General features: G+C 68.3%; 16 protein-coding genes. 12 read left to right on the plus strand and 4 right to left on the minus strand.

Annotated elements, in window-relative coordinates; translation table 11 throughout:
• Positions 1–187 precede the first annotated feature (187 nt).
• Positions 188–859 (plus strand): TetR/AcrR family transcriptional regulator, encoded by a 672-nt coding sequence (locus ACFWF1_RS33975; protein WP_379282440.1) that lies wholly within the window; start codon positions 188–190, stop codon positions 857–859.
• An 8-nt stretch (positions 860–867) separates the two neighbouring features.
• On the plus strand, positions 868–1,422 hold the full coding sequence (locus ACFWF1_RS33980; RefSeq protein WP_379282441.1) for a GNAT family N-acetyltransferase: 555 nt from the start codon (positions 868–870) through the stop codon (positions 1,420–1,422).
• Here the strand turns inward: ACFWF1_RS33980 and ACFWF1_RS33985 are convergent.
• Entirely contained in the window at positions 1,419–2,969 is a 1,551-nt protein-coding gene (locus tag ACFWF1_RS33985) for a glycerol-3-phosphate dehydrogenase/oxidase (RefSeq protein WP_379282442.1), read from the minus strand. The two genes, ACFWF1_RS33980 and ACFWF1_RS33985, sit on opposite strands and share 4 nt — an antisense overlap.
• A gap of 103 nt (positions 2,970–3,072) precedes the next feature.
• Entirely contained in the window at positions 3,073–3,675 is a 603-nt protein-coding gene (locus ACFWF1_RS33990) for a TetR/AcrR family transcriptional regulator (protein ID WP_379282443.1), read from the minus strand.
• A gap of 139 nt (positions 3,676–3,814) precedes the next feature.
• Here ACFWF1_RS33990 and ACFWF1_RS33995 point away from each other — a divergent pair, with 139 nt between their 5' ends.
• Both ACFWF1_RS33995 and ACFWF1_RS34000 read left to right on the plus strand, forming a co-directional pair.
• Positions 3,815–5,392: an FAD-binding oxidoreductase gene (locus ACFWF1_RS33995; RefSeq protein ID WP_379282882.1), complete on the plus strand. Its 1,578-nt coding sequence runs from the start codon at positions 3,815–3,817 to the stop codon at positions 5,390–5,392.
• A complete protein-coding gene (locus ACFWF1_RS34000; protein ID WP_379282444.1) occupies positions 5,389–6,339 on the plus strand; it encodes a diacylglycerol kinase in 951 nt (316 codons plus the stop codon). The genes ACFWF1_RS33995 and ACFWF1_RS34000 overlap by 4 nt, the downstream gene beginning before the upstream one ends.
• Positions 6,340–6,347: 8 nt before the next feature.
• On the opposite strand, the gene ACFWF1_RS34005 is transcribed toward ACFWF1_RS34000, so the two are convergent.
• Together ACFWF1_RS34005 and ACFWF1_RS34010 are read right to left on the minus strand one after the other, a co-directional pair.
• Positions 6,348–7,022, minus strand: coding sequence for an AAA family ATPase (locus ACFWF1_RS34005; protein WP_379282445.1), 675 nt, complete (start codon positions 7,020–7,022; stop codon positions 6,348–6,350).
• A gap of 342 nt (positions 7,023–7,364) precedes the next feature.
• A complete protein-coding gene (locus ACFWF1_RS34010; protein ID WP_379282446.1) occupies positions 7,365–7,706 on the minus strand; it encodes a helix-turn-helix domain-containing protein in 342 nt (113 codons plus the stop codon).
• A gap of 120 nt (positions 7,707–7,826) precedes the next feature.
• Here ACFWF1_RS34010 and ACFWF1_RS34015 point away from each other — a divergent pair, with 120 nt between their 5' ends.
• The 8 genes from ACFWF1_RS34015 to obgE all read left to right on the plus strand — a co-directional run bounded on the left by ACFWF1_RS34015 (position 7,827) and on the right by obgE (position 18,968).
• Positions 7,827–10,502 (plus strand): valine--tRNA ligase, encoded by a 2,676-nt coding sequence (locus tag ACFWF1_RS34015; RefSeq protein WP_379282447.1) that lies wholly within the window; start codon positions 7,827–7,829, stop codon positions 10,500–10,502.
• Positions 10,503–10,597: 95 nt separating this feature from the next.
• On the plus strand, positions 10,598–11,968 hold the full coding sequence (locus tag ACFWF1_RS34020) for a bifunctional folylpolyglutamate synthase/dihydrofolate synthase (RefSeq protein WP_379282884.1): 1,371 nt from the start codon (positions 10,598–10,600) through the stop codon (positions 11,966–11,968).
• Positions 11,965–12,381: a DUF4233 domain-containing protein gene (locus ACFWF1_RS34025; RefSeq protein ID WP_379282448.1), complete on the plus strand. Its 417-nt coding sequence runs from the start codon at positions 11,965–11,967 to the stop codon at positions 12,379–12,381. Before ACFWF1_RS34020 ends, ACFWF1_RS34025 begins: the two co-directional genes overlap by 4 nt.
• A 61-nt stretch (positions 12,382–12,442) precedes the next feature.
• Positions 12,443–12,859, plus strand: a complete 417-nt coding sequence (gene ndk, locus ACFWF1_RS34030) for a nucleoside-diphosphate kinase (protein ID WP_357383066.1) — start codon at positions 12,443–12,445, stop codon at positions 12,857–12,859.
• Positions 12,860–13,288: 429 nt separating this feature from the next.
• A complete protein-coding gene (locus tag ACFWF1_RS34035) occupies positions 13,289–16,393 on the plus strand; it encodes a translation initiation factor IF-2 N-terminal domain-containing protein (protein ID WP_379282449.1) in 3,105 nt (1,034 codons plus the stop codon).
• Between the two features lie 344 nt (positions 16,394–16,737).
• Positions 16,738–17,049, plus strand: a complete 312-nt coding sequence (gene rplU, locus ACFWF1_RS34040) for a 50S ribosomal protein L21 (RefSeq protein WP_040732804.1) — start codon at positions 16,738–16,740, stop codon at positions 17,047–17,049.
• A 22-nt stretch (positions 17,050–17,071) separates the two neighbouring features.
• The gene (gene rpmA / locus ACFWF1_RS34045; RefSeq protein ID WP_040732806.1) at positions 17,072–17,338 is read left to right on the plus strand and encodes a 50S ribosomal protein L27; all 267 of its coding nucleotides are present in this window, start codon (positions 17,072–17,074) and stop codon (positions 17,336–17,338) included.
• 175 nt (positions 17,339–17,513) lie between these two features.
• The gene (gene obgE / locus ACFWF1_RS34050) at positions 17,514–18,968 is read left to right on the plus strand and encodes a GTPase ObgE (RefSeq protein WP_379282450.1); all 1,455 of its coding nucleotides are present in this window, start codon (positions 17,514–17,516) and stop codon (positions 18,966–18,968) included.
• The last annotated feature ends 216 nt before the right edge of the window (positions 18,969–19,184 follow it).

The raw sequence follows: 19,184 nt of genomic DNA on the forward strand, positions 1-19,184 counted from the left end.
CTTCGATCGAACTGCGATCGTTACGAACGATGTTCGTTTGAGAGAACGATACGAGACGAACGGCGTTCGTGTCAAACGGCGTTCGTTCAAGGCGTATGCTCGACACCATGCGAGAGAGCGGAGAGCGACCGATGAGCACAGCCACCGCTGCGGTTACGGCGGATTCGAGCGCTAACGAGACCACGGCATGAACAGCGCGCCTGTCAGCCGCCGAGCCCGTCCGGCGAAGGCCCCGCTGAGCCGTGACGTGATCATCGAAACCGGTCTGCGCATCCTCGACCAGGACGGCCTCGCCGCGCTGACCATGCGCCGCGTCGCGCAAGAACTCGACACCGGCGCGGCCTCGCTCTACGTCTACGTCGCCAACCGCGACGACCTGATGGCCGCCATGCTCGACCACGTGCTCGGCACACTCGACGAACCGACCGGCGGCACCTGGCGCGAGCGGCTGGTCGGGCTGGTAGAGGCGGCGGTCGTGGCGATGAGCCGGCACGAGGGGCTGGCGCTCGTCGCGCTCGGTTCGATCCCGACCGCGCCGAACACCCTCTGGCTGATGGACCGGATGCTGGCCGTGCTCGCCGAGAGCGGGGTGGACGAGATGACCAACTCGTGGGCCGTCGACCTGCTGTTCCTGCACATCACCGCCGCCGCCGCCGAACAGAGCGCCTACAACACCAAGGGCATGCGCGCCGAGGAACACCTCGCCGAGGTCGCCCAGCGTTTCGCCGAGCTACCGGCCGATCGCTACCCGATGATCGTGGGGATGCGCGAAACTCTCATGATCGGTGGCGGCGATGCCCGCGGAAAATGGGCGCTCCGGGTGCTGATCGAGGGCATTCTCGCCACGCCGGTCACCTGAACTCTAAGATGTCAGGGGTGTCCGTGATCCGACCGGCGACCGAGGTCGATTTGCCAGCCCTGCAGGAGATCGAGATCGCGGCGGGTAAACCGTTCGCCGATATCGGCATGACCGCGGTGGCGGAGGATGAACCGCCCTCGCTGGAAACGCTCCGTGAATTCCAGCGTGCCGGGCGGGCGTGGGTGTGGGCCGACGACGGCGACCATCCGATCGGCTACCTGGTGCTCGGCGTTGTCGACGGCGACGCCCATATCGACCAGGTGTCGGTGCTGCCCGGATATCGGGGCCAGCGCATCGGCAAGCGCCTGATCGACCACGCGGTGTTCTGGGCGAAAGACCATGGCATGCAGTCCATTACCCTCACCACCTTCGTCGACGTCGCCTGGAACGGCCCGTACTACGAGCGCCTCGGCTTCCGCTACCTGAGCGACGAGGAGCAGACGCCCGGCCTGCACGCGATCCGCATGGCCGAGGCGGCGCACGGCCTGGACGACTGGCCGCGCGCCTCCATGAGCGCCGATCTCGATTCGTGGTCGTTCGATGGGACCGTCTCGGAAACCTAAGTGGCGGGTGCCAGTGCGGCCATCGCGGCCGGGGTGGCGGCCGCCCGGTCCGCGGCGATCAGGCCGATGCGGCTGCGGCGATCGAGCAGATCGTCGGCGTCGAGGGCGGCCTCGTGCGTGACGGCGAACTGGAATTCCGCTGCGGTGACGTCGATTCCGGTGGCTACCGGTTGGGCGAGGGCCGGATTGTGTTGCGCGGCCGCGAGAACGGTGGCCGCTTCGCTGCCGTAACGGTCGATGAGGACCGGCGGGGCATCGATGCGATCACGGGCGGCGCCGGAAACCGCGCCCACCAACGGCAGTCGTTTGGTGCGGCACGGGCCCGCGGTGAGGCCGGCCCGGGTGACGGCGGCGTCGATGACGTCCTCGGCCATCTGCCGGTAGGTGGTGAGCTTGCCGCCGACGATGGTGATCACGCCGGTGGGGGAGTGCAGGACCGCGTGTTTGCGGGAGATATCGGCGGTGCTGTCGTCCGCGGTCTTCAGCAGTGGGCGCAGGCCCGCATAGGTGCCGCGAATGTCCTTGCGGGTCAACGGTTCACGCAAGGCGGTGTTGATGGTGTCGAGCAGGAAGTCGATCTCGGCTTCGGTGGGTTTCGGCTCGTCCGGGACGGGGCCTGGCGCGTCCTCGTCGGTCAGGCCGAGGTACACGCGGCCGTGCGCGGCGGGGAAGGCGAAGACGAAACGGCTGGTGCTGCCGGGCACCGGGACGGTCAGCGACGCGGTGAGGCCGCCGAACGACTGGGCGTCGAACACCAGGTGGGTGCCGCGGCTCGGGCGTAGCTCGATGCTCGGATCGACCTCGTCGGCCCACACGCCGGTGGCGTTGACGACCGCGCGGGCGCGCAGGGGCATGGTCTCGCCGGTCAGGGTATCGCGCAGGTTCGCCGAATTGCCGGTCACGTCAAGGGCTTCCACGCGGGTCAGCACCGTCGCGCCCTGGGTGGCCGCAGTGCGTGCCAAGGCGACCACCAGACGGGCGTCGTCGACGAGTTGTCCGTCCCAGGACTGGAGTCCGCCGCGAAGTCCGTCGCGGCGCACGGTCGGCGCGAGCCGCAGTGCCTCGGCGGCCGCGACCCGGCGGGAGCGGGGCAGGATCGAGGCCGGGGTGCCCGCGCCGCGACGCAGCACGTCACCCGCCAGGAAACCCGCGCGCACCAGCGTGCTCTGCGCGGCACCGATACTGGGCAGCAACGGCACCAGCTGCGGGAGCGGACGCACGAGGTGCGGCGCGGTGGTGCGAAGGAGAATGCCGCGCTCTACGGCACTTTCGTGAGCGATGCCGACCTGACCGCTGGCCAGATACCGCAGTCCACCATGTACCAGTTTGGAACTCCATCGACTGGTGCCGAACGCCAGGTCGTGCCGCTCCACCAGCACGGTCCGCAGCCCCCGCGCTGCGGCGTCGAGTGCGGCGCCGACGCCGGTGACGCCGCCACCGATGACCAATACATCGATCTCCGACTCGTCGCCGAGCCGCCGCAGCTCCCGGGTACGACGGTCCGCGTTGAGCGCGGAATCTCCCCTCGACACTGAATCCGCTGTCATCGCATCGCCTTTCCGAGATCGGTTGTCCTGCCGACGGGCGAGTAACCGATCGCCATCATCTTGTGGTGATCGATCGCCGAGGTGCTCGTCGAATGCGCCATCGTCACAACACCTTTCGATCGTCAGGTACGAGATAGCCGTCGAGCGCATGGGTCAGCTCGGTGTCGAGGTCGGTTCCGGCCAGCAGCGGGGCGACGGTGCCCGCCGACTGAACCGCCGACTGCGCGATCAGCAGCAGCATGGTGGCCAGGTGTTCCGGGTCGCCCGCGCGGATGGACCCGTCCTGCTGGCCCGCACGAATCCCCGCAGCGAACAACTCGATCAGTGCGCGCTGGTTGCGGCCGAGGCGGCCGAAGACGTAGGTGAGCATCAGGTCGGTGTCGGTGCGGAAGATCTTGCCGAACAACGGATTCGAGCGAACCTTGACCGCGCCCGCGACGATGCCGGTGACCAGCCGGGCGCGGCCGATGCCCGCGGTGGGCATGGTGGCGGCGACGATCGCGCGCAGCTCGCGGACCAGCAGCTCGGCTACCAGCGCACCGGTATCCGGCCAGCGCCGGTAAACGGTCGGCCTGCTGACGCCCGCGCGGCGGGCCACCTCGGTGAGGGTGGTGCGGCGCACGCCGAACTCTTCGACGCAGCGGCGGGCCGCGTCGAGGATCGCCAGGTCGATGGCGGACAACGCGTCGTCGACGGGAGCGGTCAAGGCATCACCTTCGGGATGTCGGCTTCGTTACTGCTTGACATTCTATGTCAAACTGTAACGCATGGTCGAGACGCAGAAGTACACCGGCGAGGGATCGGCTCCGGCGAAAAACTCGGGCGTAACCGGGGCCGCGGCGAGTATGGTCTGGGATGCCTGGGGCATTCCGGCCGGACACAAGCCGTTATCGGCACAGATCCGGGGCCTCCTGATGCAGGTGTTCGGAGTGTCCGGCGACCCGGTGGCGCGCCGCGATGAGGGCGAAGTGTCACTCCGAGAGTCGGCGCTCACGCCTGCCCAACGAGACGGGTTGGTCGAGGTGGTCGGCCCGGACAACGTCTCGGCCGATCACCACGATCGGCTGCGGCACGCGGGCGGCAAGAGCACCCCCGACCTGCTGCGTCGCCGCGCCGAGGGGCCGCAGGACGCACCGGACGCGATCGTCTTCCCCGCTGATCACGACCAGGTGCTCGCCGTGCTCGCCTACTGCGCCGAGCACGCCATTGCGGTCGTGCCGTTCGGCGGCGGCACCAGCGTGGTCGGCGGCGTCGACCCGGTGCGCGGTCGCTTCGACACGGTGATCGCGCTCGACCTGCGCAGGCTCGACACGGTGTCGGAGATCGACCCGGTCAGCGGTATGGCCACGCTGGGCGCCGGACTCACCGGACCGCGCGCGGAGGAACTGCTTCGCGCACAAGGACTTTCGCTCGGGCACTTCCCGCAGAGTTTCGAATTCGCCAGCATCGGCGGGTTCGCCGCGACGCGGTCGTCCGGACAAGCCTCGGCAGGCTACGGGCGCTTCGACGACATGGTGCAGCGGCTCACAATCGCAACGCCCACCGGTGCGGTGGAACTCGGCCGTCCGCCCGCGTCGGCGGCGGGTCCGGACCTGCGTGAGTTGTTCGTCGGCTCGGAGGGCGCGCTCGGGGTGATCACCGAGGTCACCGTGCGGGTGCACCCGGTGCCGGAAACCACTGCTTACCAAGGATGGTCGTTCCCCGACTTCGAAACCGGTGCTGCCGCACTGCGTTCGGTCGTGCAGGCCGGTGCGGCGCCGACGGTGCTCCGACTGTCCGACGAGGCCGAGACCGGGGTCAATCTGGCGCGCGCCAGCGATATCGGCGGCACCGCGGTGTCCGGCTGCCTGGCCATCACCACTTTCGAAGGCACTGAGGCGCACGTCGCGGCCCGCAGCGCCGAAGCGGGCGCACTGCTCGCCGCCGCAGGTGGCACCGCACTCGGCGAAACTCCGGCCAGGGAATGGGAACACGGACGCTTCGGCGCGCCGTACATGCGCGACGCCCTCTTGGACGTCGGCGTGCTGTGCGAGACGCTGGAGACCGCGACCACCTGGGCGAATCTCGCCAACCTCAAGGCGAAGGTGACTGCGGCACTGACCGATTCGCTCGCCGGACAGGGCACTCCGCCGCTGGTCATGTGCCACATCTCGCACACCTACCCGACCGGTGCCTCGCTGTACTTCACCATCGTGGCCAAGCAGCTCGCGGACTCGATCGCCCAGTGGCACACGGCGAAAGCGGCCGTCGGCGACGCGATCGTGGCGGCGGGCGGCACCATCACGCACCACCACGCGGTCGGCACCGACCACCGCCCGTGGTTGCCCGCCGAGATCGGTGGCCTCGGGGTGCGCGTATTGCGCGCGGTGAAAGCCGAATTGGACCCCGCGGGCATCCTCAATCCTGGAAAGCTGGTTCCGTGACGCAGAATTCCTCCCGCGCCGTGCGTGCGGTCACCGTGGTGACCAATCGGCACGCGGGGCTGGGCGCCGGTCAGGACGTCGCGGCCGCGGCGCTGGCCCGATTCCGGGAACGCGGGGTCGAGGTCGCCGAGGTGCGAGCGCCCTCGGCCGCCGAAACGGTTCGGCTGGTGCGGGATTCGATCGAGCGCGAAAACTCCGATGCGGTGGTCTGCATCGGCGGCGACGGCCTGATGAACGTGACTCTCGGTGCTGTCGCGCAAACGGGTGTGCCGCTGGGCCTGATCCCGGCGGGCACCGGCAACGACCTCGCCAGGGAACTCGGGGTGCCCACCGAGGATCCGGTCGCCGCAGCCGACATCGTGGTCGACGGACGAACCCGGACCATCGATCTCGGTCGGATCGAATCGTCCGCCTCGGCGCCGATGTGGTTCGCCACGGTCACCGGCACCGGGTTCGACGCCCGAGTCACCCTGCGCGCCAACGCTATGCGCTGGCCGAGGGGACGGCTGCGGTACACCGTCGCCGCATTGGCCGAGATATCCGGCCGGTTCACCGTGCCTTACCGGGTCGAATTGACCGGAGCCGTCACCGAAGGACTGACGAACCCCGGCGGCGGCTCGTCGGTAGACACCAACGCGGTAATGGTCGCGGTCGGCAACACCCGCACCTACGGCGGCGGCATGCTGATCTGCCCGGACGCGGTGCTCGACGACGGCCTGCTCGACCTCACCGTGGTCGGCAAGCTGTCCCGCTCGGAGATGCTGCGCCTGCTCCCCGCCTTGTCCGCGGGCAAACGGCAGAACCACCCCGAGGTCAAGCAGTATCGAGCTGCGGAAATCACGCTGACCGCACCGGGCGCCCCGGCCACCGCGGACGGCGAGCCCGCCGGAACGCTGCCGATCACTATCCGTGCCGTCCCCGGCGCGTTGACGGTGTTGGTCCCCTGAGGAATCTCCTACGCGGCGAAGGTGACTCGGCGCATGCGATTGACAGTGATCCGGTCGACGATCACCAGCGACTCCGGCGTGGGCCGCAGACCACCGCCAGCGCGTAGTCGTTCCATCAGCCGCCGCCAGCGAAAGCAGTGCAGTACGAACGTCATTCGATTGGACCGCCGCCCGCGGGCGTGCTGACCGGCGCGGGCCACCGCGGTCGGCACATCGAGCAGGATCACGTGCAACTCCCTGCCGTACCCGGCGGCCCAGAGGGAGATGATCCGTCGCGCCCAACCGGTGGTCGCGCAGTCGTGGATGACCACCGGCCCGTCCGTATCCCGCAGTGCCGTACGAATTCCCGCGAAATGCACGACGTGCACGACCGGCCGCCACAGCGAATACGGCAGCCAGCCGAGCCGGTGCCGCAACCTGTTCCGCGCTTGCAGCGAGTCCAGCACCATCGATCCCTCCGGCCCACCGGACGGATCCTCGGCCTCGGTGGTCGCGCCGAAGAATCGGCGCAGGACAGTGCTTTTGCCCGCGCCCGGTATCCCGGCGACAACCAGCGCCGTCATCGGCGGGTACTGCAACTCATCGATCTCCCGGCCCCGCAGATCGTGCACGGCATCCGGCGCGAGGAAAGGCAGTAAAGCCTCGGGGGAGGGTGGCGGCAACGTGGCGAGCGGAGGGTTCACCTCTTCCAGGGTCCCCAGCGGCCGCTGCTCCGGCAACGGGGAAAACCCTGCATTTTCACTGAGATTTCCCTGAATCGGACCAGCGGATGCGTTCACATCTTCCAGAGTCCGCACCGGCGGCCGATCTGGCAAGAACGGACAATACGGACATGGTCGAATCGTGACTAATCGGACTTCTTATCGCGGGCCCACGCGCGGACGTGTATGAGCTCGCCGATCGCGCGCTAGCTGCCGCCCAGAGGCCCGTTTCGACCGGATAATCCGGAGATCAAGGGTAGAAAATGCCAGATTCTGAGAATTGCTTATGGATTCCCGAACCCTTCCAGTTGGGACGGTAAGCTTTCAGGTGTAGGCGGAGTCTTCGGTGTCCCTCATCCACCGAAGACTCCGCCTTTCTTTCTGTCCGATTCCGTTGTGCGGCACCATGAGCAGCCGCAGGTACGACTGTTCGGCCTCGGTCAGCAACAACGCCCGCGCGATACCGCCGAGCATCTCGTCCGAGACGCGCGTCACTCTCCCCAACTCCAGCCGGATGTACTGATCCACACTCATCGCGGCCAGCTGCGCAACCTCCGCGCGGCGCAGCCCGGTCACCCGGCGCGGATTGCCGACCGGCGCGAGGCCGACCCGCTCCGGCGCGATCGACGCACGCTTGGCCCTCAGGAATTCGCCGAGCTCACTCACACCGGCAAGTCTCACACGACGCGCGGGTCGCAACGCCCACCGTGCGCATTCGGCCCGACCGTCCGTCGTCGGCGGCGCACCCTGCGGAAATCGATTGAGCCGGACTACTAGAATCGTCGGGTGACCAGCGCAGCCCCTGACAAGACGCGTAATCGTGCCGATGCCCTCCCCAAGAGCTGGAACCCCGGCGAGGTAGAGGCCTCGATGTACGAGCGCTGGGTAGCCGCTGGCTATTTCGCGGCCGACGCGACCAGCGACAAGCCGCCCTACTCGATCGTGCTGCCCCCGCCCAACGTCACCGGCAACCTGCACATGGGCCACGCCCTCGACCACACCATCATGGACGCCCTCACCCGCCGCAAGCGCATGCAGGGCTACGAGGTGCTGTGGCTGCCGGGCATGGACCACGCGGGCATCGCCACCCAGACCATCGTGGAGAAGCAGCTCGCCGTCGACGGCAAGACCAAGGAAGACTTCGGCCGCGAGCTGTTCATCGACAAGGTGTGGGACTGGAAGCGCGAATCCGGCGGCGCCATCCAGTGGCAGATGCGCGCGCTCGGCGACGGCGTCGACTGGAGCCGCGACCGATTCACCATGGACGACGGCCTGTCCCAGGCCGTGCAGACGATCTTCAAGCGGCTCTACGACGCGGGCCTGATCTACCGCGCCGAGCGACTGGTCAACTGGTCGCCCGCACTGCGCACCGCCATCTCCGACATCGAGGTCAACTTCCAGGAGATCGACGGCGAGCTCGTCTCGCTGCGGTACGGCTCGCTCGACGACAACGAACCGCACGTGATCGTGGCCACCACCCGGGTGGAGACGATGCTCGGCGACACCGCGGTGGCGGTGCACCCGGACGACCCGCGCTACCAGGCGCTGATCGGCACCACCCTGGAGCACCCGATCACCGGGCGGCAGATCCCGATCATCGCCGACGACTACGTCGATCCCGAATTCGGTTCCGGCGCAGTGAAGATCACCCCCGCGCATGACCCGAACGACTTCGAGATGGGCCTGCGGCACAACCTGCCGATGCCCAACATCATGGACGAGCGCGGCCGAATCACCGACACCGGAACCGAATTCGACGGCATGGACCGGTTCGAGGCGCGCGTCGCGGTGCGCGAGCGGCTGGCCGCCGAGGGCCGCGTGGTCGCCGAGAAGCGGCCCTACCTGCACAGCGTCGGGCATTCCGAGCGCAGCGGCGAGCCGATCGAGCCGCGCCTTTCCATGCAGTGGTGGGTCAAGGTCGAGTCGCTGGCCAAGGCCGCCGGTGACGCGGTTCGCAACGGCGACACCGTGATTCACCCGGCCAGCTCGGAGCCGCGCTGGTTCGACTGGGTCGACAACATGCACGACTGGTGCATCTCCCGGCAGCTGTGGTGGGGCCATCGCATCCCGATCTGGTACGGCCCCGAGGGCGAAGTGATCTGCGTCGGCCCCGACGAGACCGCGCCCGAGGGGTACGTGCAGGACCCGGACGTGCTCGACACCTGGTTCTCCTCGGGGCTGTGGCCGTTTTCCACGATGGGCTGGCCGGACGCCACGCCGGAACTCGAGAAGTTCTATCCGACAAGCGTTCTCGTCACCGGCTACGACATCCTGTTCTTCTGGGTGGCCCGGATGATGATGTTCGGTACCTTCGTCGGCGACGACCCGGTGCTGAAGGCCGGTAAAGAGGGACATCAGGTTCCGTTCAAGGATGTGTTCCTGCACGGCCTGATTCGCGATCAGTACGGCAAGAAGATGTCGAAGTCGCGCGGCAACGGCATCGACCCGCTGGCCTGGATCAACGAATACGGTGCCGACGCACTGCGCTTCACGCTGGCCCGTGGCGCGCAGCCCGGCGGTGACCTCTCGGTCGGCGAACAGCACGCGCTCGCCTCGCGCAGCTTCGTGACGAAGCTGTTCAACGCCACCAAGTTCGCGCTGATGAACGGCGCCCGGACCGGTGAACTGCCGGACCGCGCCCAGCTCACCGATGCCGACCGCTGGATCCTGGATCGGCTCGAAGAGGTGCGCGCCGAAGTGGATTCGGCGTTGGACGGCTACGAGTTCGGCAAGGCCTGCGAGGCGCTGTACCACTTCGCCTGGGACGAATTGTGTGACTGGTACCTGGAATTGACCAAGGTGCAGTTCGCCGAGGAAGGCGCACGCGCGGAGGCCACCCAGGTAGTGCTCGGCACCGTGCTCGACGCGGTGCTGCGGCTGCTGCACCCGGTCATCCCGTTCGTCACCGAATCGCTGTGGCAGGCACTGACCGACGGCGAGTCCCTGGTGATCGCCGCGTGGCCGACAGCTTCCGGTGTGCCGACGGATCAGGTGTCCGCCCAGCGTATTTCGGATACCCAGCGGTTGATCACCGAGATCCGCCGGTTCCGCGGCGATCAGGGCCTGGCCGACAAGCAGAAGGTGGCGGCCAAGCTCATCGGCCTGGACACCGCCGGCCTGACCGCACTGCACGACTCGGTCGCGAACCTGGCCCGGCTCACCGAGCCAGGCGCCGAATTCGCGGCGACCGCGACCGTGGAGGTCCGGCTGAGCGGTGCCACCGTCACCGTCGAGCTGGACACCTCCGGCGCCGTCGACCTGGACGCCGAACGCCGCCGCCTGGAGAAGGACCTGGCCGCGGCGGAGAAGGAATTGGCAGGCACCGCAGCCAAACTCGGCAACGAGGCGTTCCTCGCCAAGGCGCCGGAGCCGGTGGTCGCGAAGATCAAGGACCGCCAAGAGGTCGCCGCCGCCGAGGTGGCGCGCATCGGTGCCCGACTCGCAGAACTGAGCGGTAAATGAATCACGAACCCGAACCGCAGTACGGCGACGACCTCCGCCACCCGGCCGCGGGACCGCGGCTGAGTTCCGGGCCGTCGCCGGTCGAGCTGGCCGAAATGGCGCTGGTGGAGGCCGAACTCGACACCCGCTGGCCGGAAACCAAGATCGAGCCGTCGCTCACCCGGATCGCCACCCTGATGGACCTGCTCGGTTCGCCGCAGCAGAGCTACCCGGCGATCCACGTCGCCGGCACCAACGGCAAGACCTCGGTGACCAGGATGATCGACGCGCTGCTCACCGCGCTGCACCGGCGCACCGGCCGGATCACCAGCCCGCACCTGCAGCTGGCCACCGAGCGGATCAGCATCGACAACGCGCCCATCACGCCGGCCAGGTATGTGGAGACCTACCAGGAACTGCAGCCGTTCATCGAGATGATCGACGCGCAGTCGGCCGCGGCGGGCGGCCCGGCGATGAGCAAGTTCGAGGTGCTCACCGGGATGGCGTTCGCGGCCTTCGCCGAGGCGCCGGTCGATGTCGCGATCGTGGAGACCGGCATGGGCGGCACCTGGGATGCCACCAACGTGATCGACGGACAGGTCGCGGTGATCACCCCGATCGGCCTGGACCACACCAACTATCTCGGCCCCGACCTCGCCTCCATCGCGGGCGAGAAGGCCGGGATCATCAAACGCGCGCCGGAGAGCCTGATTCCGCGCGACACCGTCGCGGTCATCGCCGAGCAGGACCCCGAGGCGATGGACGTGCTGCTGCGCCGAGCCGTAGAGGTAGACGCGGCCGTGGCGCGCGAAGGCGGTGAGTTCCGGGTGCTGGCCCGGCAGATCGCGATCGGTGGTCAGCAGCTCGAACTGCAGGGCCTCGGCGGGGTATACGACGAGATCTTCCTGCCGCTGCACGGCGAGCACCAGGCCCGCAACGCGGTGCTCGCGCTCGCTGCGGTCGAGGCGTTCTTCGGTGCGGGCGCCGACCGGCAGCTCGACATCGAAGCCATCCGTGCGGGTTTCGCGAGCGTGACCAGCCCGGGCCGGCTCGAGCGGATGCGCAGCGCGCCGACCATCTTCATCGACGCCGCGCACAACCCGGCGGGCGCACAGGCGCTCGCCTCGACGTTGACCGCGGAGTTCGACTTCCGCAAGCTGGTCGGTGTGGTCTCCGTGCTCGCCGACAAGGACGCCGACGGCATCCTCACCGCACTGGAGCCGGTGCTCGATGAAATCGTCATCACCGGCAACGGATCGCCGCGCGCGATGGACGTCGACGTGCTCGCCGACCTCGCGGTCCAGCGGTTCGGTGACGAGCGGGTGATCACCGCGCCGACCCTGCCGGACGCGCTGGAGACCGCCATCGCCATCGCCGAGGAAATCGGCGAGGCGGGGGAGATGGTGTCCGGTGCCGGCGTAGTGGTGACCGGATCCGTGGTGACGGCCGGCGCGACGCGCGCGCTGTTCGGAAAGGACCCCGCATGAGTGAGCCCGCCGCCCAACCAGATTCGGTGCCCGCACCGACGACCGATCCGTGGAAGGGCTTCCGCGGCGTGATGGCGGGCACGCTGATCCTCGAGGCGATCGTGGTGCTGCTCGCGCTGCCGGTCGTCGGCTCGGTCGGCGGCGGGGTCACCTGGGCCTCCGGCACCTACCTGGTGGTACTCGCCGTGGTGATGTTCCTCGGCGCGGGCGTGCAGGGCCGGTCGTGGGCGATGCCGTTCAATCTCGGCCTGCAGGTATTCGTGTTGCTCGGCACCTTCATTCATCTGTCCATCGGCGTCATCGGCATTGTCTTCGCGGTGGTCTGGGGCTTCATTCTGGTGCTGCGCGCGGATGTGCGCGGCCGGATCGAGAAGGGCTTGCTGCCGAGTCAGCGGGCCCAGCGCTCCTCCTGAATCGGCGCCGATCGAACCGCGAGTTCGGTACCCACCGGGGGTGCCGGTTAGAGTGTGCGCCGTGACTGAGCAGACGTTGGTACTCATCAAGCCGGACGGTGTGGCCCGTGGCCTCGTCGGCGAGGTGCTGGTGCGAATCGAGCGCAAGGGCCTGAAGATCGCGGCCCTCGAGCTGAAGCATGTGTCCGAGGACCTGGCCAAGGGCCACTACGCCGAGCACGCCGAGAAGCCGTTCTTCGGCTCCCTGATCGAATTCATCACTTCCGGCCCGGTTGTCGCGGCCATTTTGGAGGGGCCGCGCGCCATCGCGGCATTCCGGCAGATCGCCGGTGGCACCGATCCGGTCGAAAAGGCGGTACCGGGCAGCGTTCGCGGGGACTTCGCCCTGGAGACCCAGGAGAACCTGGTGCATGGGTCCGATTCGCCCGAATCGGCCAAGCGTGAGATAGCTCTGTGGTTTCCGGAGTTTTCGGCCTGAAAATAGTTTGCGAGTTGGACTCGGTCGTGCGCCGCGGTGAGCCTGCGGCGCTCGGTATGGGATACTGACATCGGCTGCTTTTGATGCCGACTGTTCGCGCAGGTACGTGGACTATCGGGGCCATCGCAGCCGGATGACACACCGCGGTTCGATGCCGATCATCGCTGCCACGGACAAAAGGCCCGGTCGCTGGGCCTGCTGTTCGCGTCGGCACGCTGGATGAGCGCTCACAATCGTGGAGTTCAGCCAACAGCCAGGCGCCGCGTGACCAGTTAGCCCAAACCGACGAACAACATGGTGATAACCGGACATGCGGGGCGAGACCATATGACCTTGCGCTGAGCGGCGTGAGGCGAACGGATAGTGCCCCCGCGTCGGCCGCTTCACTCCTTACCGGGAGGGACGCGCCCGGGGGTCCGAGGAGACTTCGTGGCCGAAAAAGAGCCATTGGAAACAACACCACAGGATGCCGAACAATTGCCGGAGCGAATCCGAGTTCACGCACTCGCCAAGCTGCTGGGGGTAACGAGCAAACGCATCCTGGCCAAGCTCACCGAGTTGGGGTCCGACGCGCGCAGCGCGCAATCGAACGTCGATCGGGCGATCGCGGAGTCCGTCCGCGACGCGCTCGGCCCGCCGGAAGGCGACGCCCCAGCGCCGCAGGCCGCGGCCGAGCAGCCGGTCGAGCCGCCTGCGGCCGAACCGGTCGAGGCCCCGGCGGCACCGGAACCCGCGCCTAGCCGTGGTCACGGCGGGCTGGTCTTCTCCGCGCCGGAACCGCTGATCGGCAACTCCGGCGCCGAGAACCCGAACGAAGTCGCGCACCAGCCCTCGGTGCAGCTGTTCACCCACCCGGTCCGGGAAGAGCCGCACGTCGCCGCGCCGGTGGTGTTCGAGTCCGCCGCCGTCGTGCAGGCCCCGCTGTTCCTGCCGCCGGACGCCGCGGCCGCCGAGCAGACCCGCCGCAAGCGCCGCACCGAGCGTGTCGTGCAGCGCGAAGAGCCGGTGGTCGAGGAGCCGCAGCCCGAGGAAGAGCCCGAGACGGTCGAGGACGAGCAGGATTCGGCCGACCAGCAGGGCGACGCCGACGGTCAGCCGCGTCGCAGGCGTCGTGGCCGTCGTGGCCGCGGTCGCGGTCGGGGCGAGCAGCAGAACGACGCCGACGACGAGAACGACTCGGACGACACCGAGGACGAGCAGACCGGCGACATCGCCGACACCAACAGCAACAACACGGACGCCAGCGACTCGTCCGACGACAACGCCGACGCCGAGGACGAGGACGAGCCGGAGGGCGCGAGCCGTCGCCGCCGTCGTCGTCGCCGTCGCAAGGTGGCGGGCGACACCGCCGAGGCCGAGGCCGCCACCACCACCGAGGACGACCCGCCGAACACCGTCGTGCACGAGCGCGAGCCGCGGAACAAGAGCCGCAGCCGCGCCACCGCCGTCGACGAGGTGCAGGGCATCACCGGTTCCACCCGGCTCGAGGCCAAGCGGCAGCGCAGGCGGGACGGTCGCGAGGCCGGCCGGCGTCGTCCGCCGATCCTGACCGAGTCGGAGTTCCTGGCCCGTCGCGAAGCGGTGGACCGGGTGATGGTGGTGCGCGAGAAGGCGTTCCCGGATCACCCGACCGCCACCCAGGTCGCGGTGCTCGAGGACAACATCCTGGTGGAGCACTTCGTCACCAGCACCGGTTCCGCATCGATGGTCGGCAACGTCTACCTCGGCAAGGTGCAGAACGTGCTGCCCAGCATGGAGGCGGCGTTCGTCGATATCGGCCGCGGCCGCAACGGCGTGCTGTATGCGGGCGAGGTGAACTGGGAGGCCGCCGGTCTCGGCGGTAAAGAGCGCAAGATCGAGCAGGCGCTCAAGCCCGGCGAGCTCGTGCTGGTCCAGGTCTCCAAGGATCCGGTCGGGCACAAGGGCGCTCGACTGACCACGCAGATCAGCCTGGCCGGTCGCTTCCTGGTGTACGTGCCGGGTGGCACGTCTACCGGGATCAGCCGCAAGCTGCCCGACACTGAGCGCAAGCGGCTCAAGGAAATCCTGCGCGACATCGTCCCCAACGACGCCGGTGTGATCATCCGCACCGCGTCCGAGGGCGTCGCCGAGGACGAGCTGGCCCGCGATGTGGAACGGCTGCAGGCGACTTGGCGCACCATCGAGAAGGCCGCCGAAGGCAAGAACGACGGTCAGCCCAAGACGCTGTACGAAGAGCCCGACCTGCTGGTCAAGGTGATTCGCGACCTGTTCAACGAGGACTTCTCCAAGCTCGTCATCGAGGGTGAGCGGGCCTGGAGCACGGTCGAGAAGTACATCGGCACCGTCGCGCCGGAGATGCTCGCCCGGGTTTCCCGGCACGAGAACAACGGCGTCGACGTGTTCGAGGCCTACCGGATCGACGAACAGCTCGCCAAGGCGCTCGATCGCAAGGTGTGGTTGCCCTCGGGCGGCACCCTGGTGATCGACCGCACCGAGGCGATGACGGTGGTCGACGTGAACACCGGCAAGTTCACCGGTTCCGGCGGCAGCAACCTGGAAGAGACGGTCACCCGCAACAACCTGGAGGCGGCCGAGGAGATCGTGCGCCAGATGCGGTTGCGCGATATCGGCGGCATGATCGTCGTCGACTTCATCGACATGGTGCTCGAGTCGAACCGGGACCTGGTGCTGCGCAGGCTCACCGAGGCACTGGGCCGGGATCGCACCCGGCATCAGGTGTCCGAGGTGACCTCGCTCGGCCTGGTGCAGATGACCCGTAAGAAGCTGGGCACCGGTCTGGTCGAGGCGTTCTCGACCACCTGTGAGCACTGCCATGGGCGCGGCATCCTGGTGCACGCCTACCCGGTCGAGCCGTCCTCCGGCGACGACGGGGGTGCGCGGGGCGTGGCTCGGGAAACCGGATCGCGTCGCCGCCGTGGCCGCGACAAGGGTGCGGCACCTGCCGCGCCGGTCGTCGCGACCAACGGGACCGCGCCGGTGGAGTCCGAGGAGGAAATCGCCGTCAAGCGGGCGCATCCGGTCGCGTTGGCGATGGCCGCGCATCACGGTGATGCGGACGAGGACGAGTCGGGTGTGGTCACGGACGAGTCGGTGACAGACCCGGACGAGTCGATCGCCGCGGCCGGTGAGTCGGTGGCGGTCGAGCCGCTCGAGACCGAGGTCGTCACGGACGAGGCCGAGGTGGTCACGGACGAGGTCGTCGAGGACCCGGAGGCCGAAACTGTCGAGACCGCACCGGTTGTCGAGACACCGGCGGCTCCTGCGGAATCGGTGGCACCGCCTGCTGCGGATCGCGTGGTAACCAACGGTGCGCCGGAACCGGCACCGCGCACGAGCCGGCGGCGCAGGGTCGCCCGTTCGGCCGCCGCTCCCGCTGCGGACAGCAGTGGTGCGGTGTTCGTACTGCCGACCCCGGAGCAGGCTCCCGCACCCGCCGTCGACTTCACCGCCGACGTCCCGGTCGAGGTGCCGGTCCGCAGGCCGCGGCGTCGTGCCGTCGGCCGTCCCGCGGGCCCGCCGCCAGCGGAGTAGTAGCAGCTGATCTGACAGCCTCGACGCGGCCGGTCACACCCTCGGGTGGGATCGGCCGCGTCGTTGGGTGACGGGCACGCTGAGCCGTTTTACGACCGTGCTCAGGGCGTCCACCGCGGCACCGGAAACGCACCGGACTCCCGGCGGAAAAGGGTTGCTCGCAGGCTGCCGACGGGCGGATTGTGTCGCTGAAGGGGTGCTCTGGTAACCTAGGTCGGTCGCTGCCTGGCGATGGGCGTTATACCACGCCCCGCGCAGCAAGCCAGCCAAGAACATCTCGCGTCGCGCAGTTGTGTCGCGAGAAGAAACATGACTGTACTTAATCGAGTGGAGGAAGCCGACCGATGGCAACGTACGCGATCGTCAAGACCGGCGGAAAGCAGTACAAGGTCGCGGTCGGTGACCTGGTGAAGGTCGAGAAGATCGAGGGCAAGCCGGGTACTTCCGTCGCCCTGGATCCGGTTCTCGTCGTTGACGGGGCCGACCTGACCACCGACGCCGCGAAGCTGGCCAAGGTCTCCGTGGCCGCAGAGGTCGTCGAGCAGACCAAGGGCCCGAAGATCCGCATCCACAAGTTCAAGAACAAGACCGGCTACCACAAGCGTCAGGGTCACCGTCAGCCGCTGACGGTCATCAAGGTCACCGGCATCAAGTAAGACATCCCGAGGAGATTCAGCTATGGCACACAAGAAGGGTGCGTCCAGCTCCCGGAACGGCCGCGATTCCAACGCCCAGCGCCTCGGCGTCAAGCGTTTCGGCGGCCAGAAGGTCAACGCAGGCGAGATCCTGGTGCGTCAGCGCGGAACCCACTTCCACCCCGGCGTGAACGTCGGTCGTGGCGGTGACGACACCCTGTTCGCCCTCGCGGCGGGCGCGGTCGAGTTCGGCACCAAGCGCGGACGCAAGACCGTCAACATCGTCGTCCCGGAGCCGGTCGAGGCCTAGGCCTAACCTCTCCAGACAACAGCCGAGCGGGTCAGGGTCGCCACCCTGGCCCGCTTTCGCGTTTTCCGAAGACAGGGCGCGTTTCTGGATGACAGAGCGCGTTTCACACAGACATCACCGCGTTTCACCGACGCACCACTGCGATCGACCAGTCCTGAAGGAGGATGATTCGGAAATGTCCAAGTTCATCGACCGTGTCGTACTGCACGTGCGTGCCGGCAAAGGCGGACACGGGTGTGCTTCGGTACTCCGCGAGAAGTTCATGCCGCTCGGCGGACCCAACGGTGGCAACGGTGGCAACGGCGGGGACGTGATCCTCGAGGTCGACCCCAACGTGCATACCCTGCTCGACTTCCACTTTCACCCGCACGCGAAGGCGGGCAACGGCAAGCCGGGCGAGGGCAGCAACCGTGACGGCAAGCAGGGCGTCGACCTGCTGCTCAAGGTGCCCGACGGCACCATGGTGCTCGACGGCGACGGCAAGGTCCTGATGGACCTGGTCGGCGCGGGCAACCGGTTCATCGCCGCCCGTGGCGGTCGCGGCGGACTCGGCAATGCCGCGCTCGCTTCGAAGGCGCGCAAGGCCCCCGGCTTCGCGCTGCTCGGCGAGGACGGCGACGAGGTCGATCTGGTCCTCGAGCTGAAGTCCGTCGCCGATGTCGGCCTGGTCGGCTTCCCGTCCGCGGGCAAGTCCTCGCTGGTGTCGGTGCTGTCGGCGGCCAAGCCGAAGATCGCTGACTACCCGTTCACCACCCTGGTGCCGAACCTCGGTGTGGTGCTCAGTGGCGACACCACTTTCACCGTCGCCGACGTGCCCGGCCTGATCCCCGGTGCCAGCGAAGGCCGCGGCCTCGGCCTCGACTTCCTGCGGCACCTGGAACGTTGTGCGGTACTCGCGCATGTGGTCGACTGCGCCACCCTCGAACCCGGTCGCGATCCCGTCTCCGACGTGGACGCACTGGAAGCCGAGCTCGCGGCCTACCGACCGGCGCTGAGCGCCGACGCCGACCTCGGCGACCTGGCCGATCGGCCGCGCGTGGTCATCCTGAACAAGATCGACGTGCCGGATGCGGCCGAGCTGGCCGAGATGGTCACCGCCGAATTCACCGCACGCGGCTGGCCGGTCTTCGAGATCTCGGCGGTGAGCCGAGAAGGCTTGCGGCCCTTGACCTTCGCGCTCGCCGACCTGGTGCTGAAGTACCGTGAGGCGCATCCGAAGGCGGCGCCCGCGCGTCCGGTGATCCGCCCGATCGCGGTCAACCAGACCGGTTTCAGCGTGATCGCGGACCCGCAGGAGCCCGGCGGCTTCATCGTGCGCGGCTCGCAGCCCGAGCGCTGGGTGGTTCAGACCCAGTTCGACAACGACGAGGCCGTCGGCTACCTCGCCGACCGCCTTGCCCGCCTCGGCGTCGAAGACGAACTGGTCAAGCAGGGCGCCGAGCCCGGCGCCCCGGTGACCATCGGCAACGTGACCTTCGAATGGGAGCCACAGATCTCCGCAGGCATCGACATGGTGCCCACCGGCCGCGGCACCGATATCCGCCTGGAACAAGACGATCGGATCAGCGCCGCCGAGCGCAAGCACGCCTCGCGGGTGCGGCGTGGGTTGGTGAAGGACGACGAGGAGTAGCCGTGCGCGCTTCCCGTCACTGCGGCGAGAGTCCGCGCCATTCCGGCGTGGGCCGGATTCGAGTGGTGGCTCGGCCGTGCGGGATCCCTGCCCAATCGCGGCGTTCGCCGATATGACAGTGGAATCGGTGATTGCGAAGCTCGTGATGGCGAGCTCGGGTTTGGTCGAGCTGGTGATGGCGAGGTCGGGCTTGGTTGAGTCGGTGACGGCGGGTTC

This window comes from Nocardia sp. NPDC060255, assembly GCF_042727395.1.
Classification (GTDB): Bacteria; Actinomycetota; Actinomycetes; order Mycobacteriales; family Mycobacteriaceae; genus Nocardia.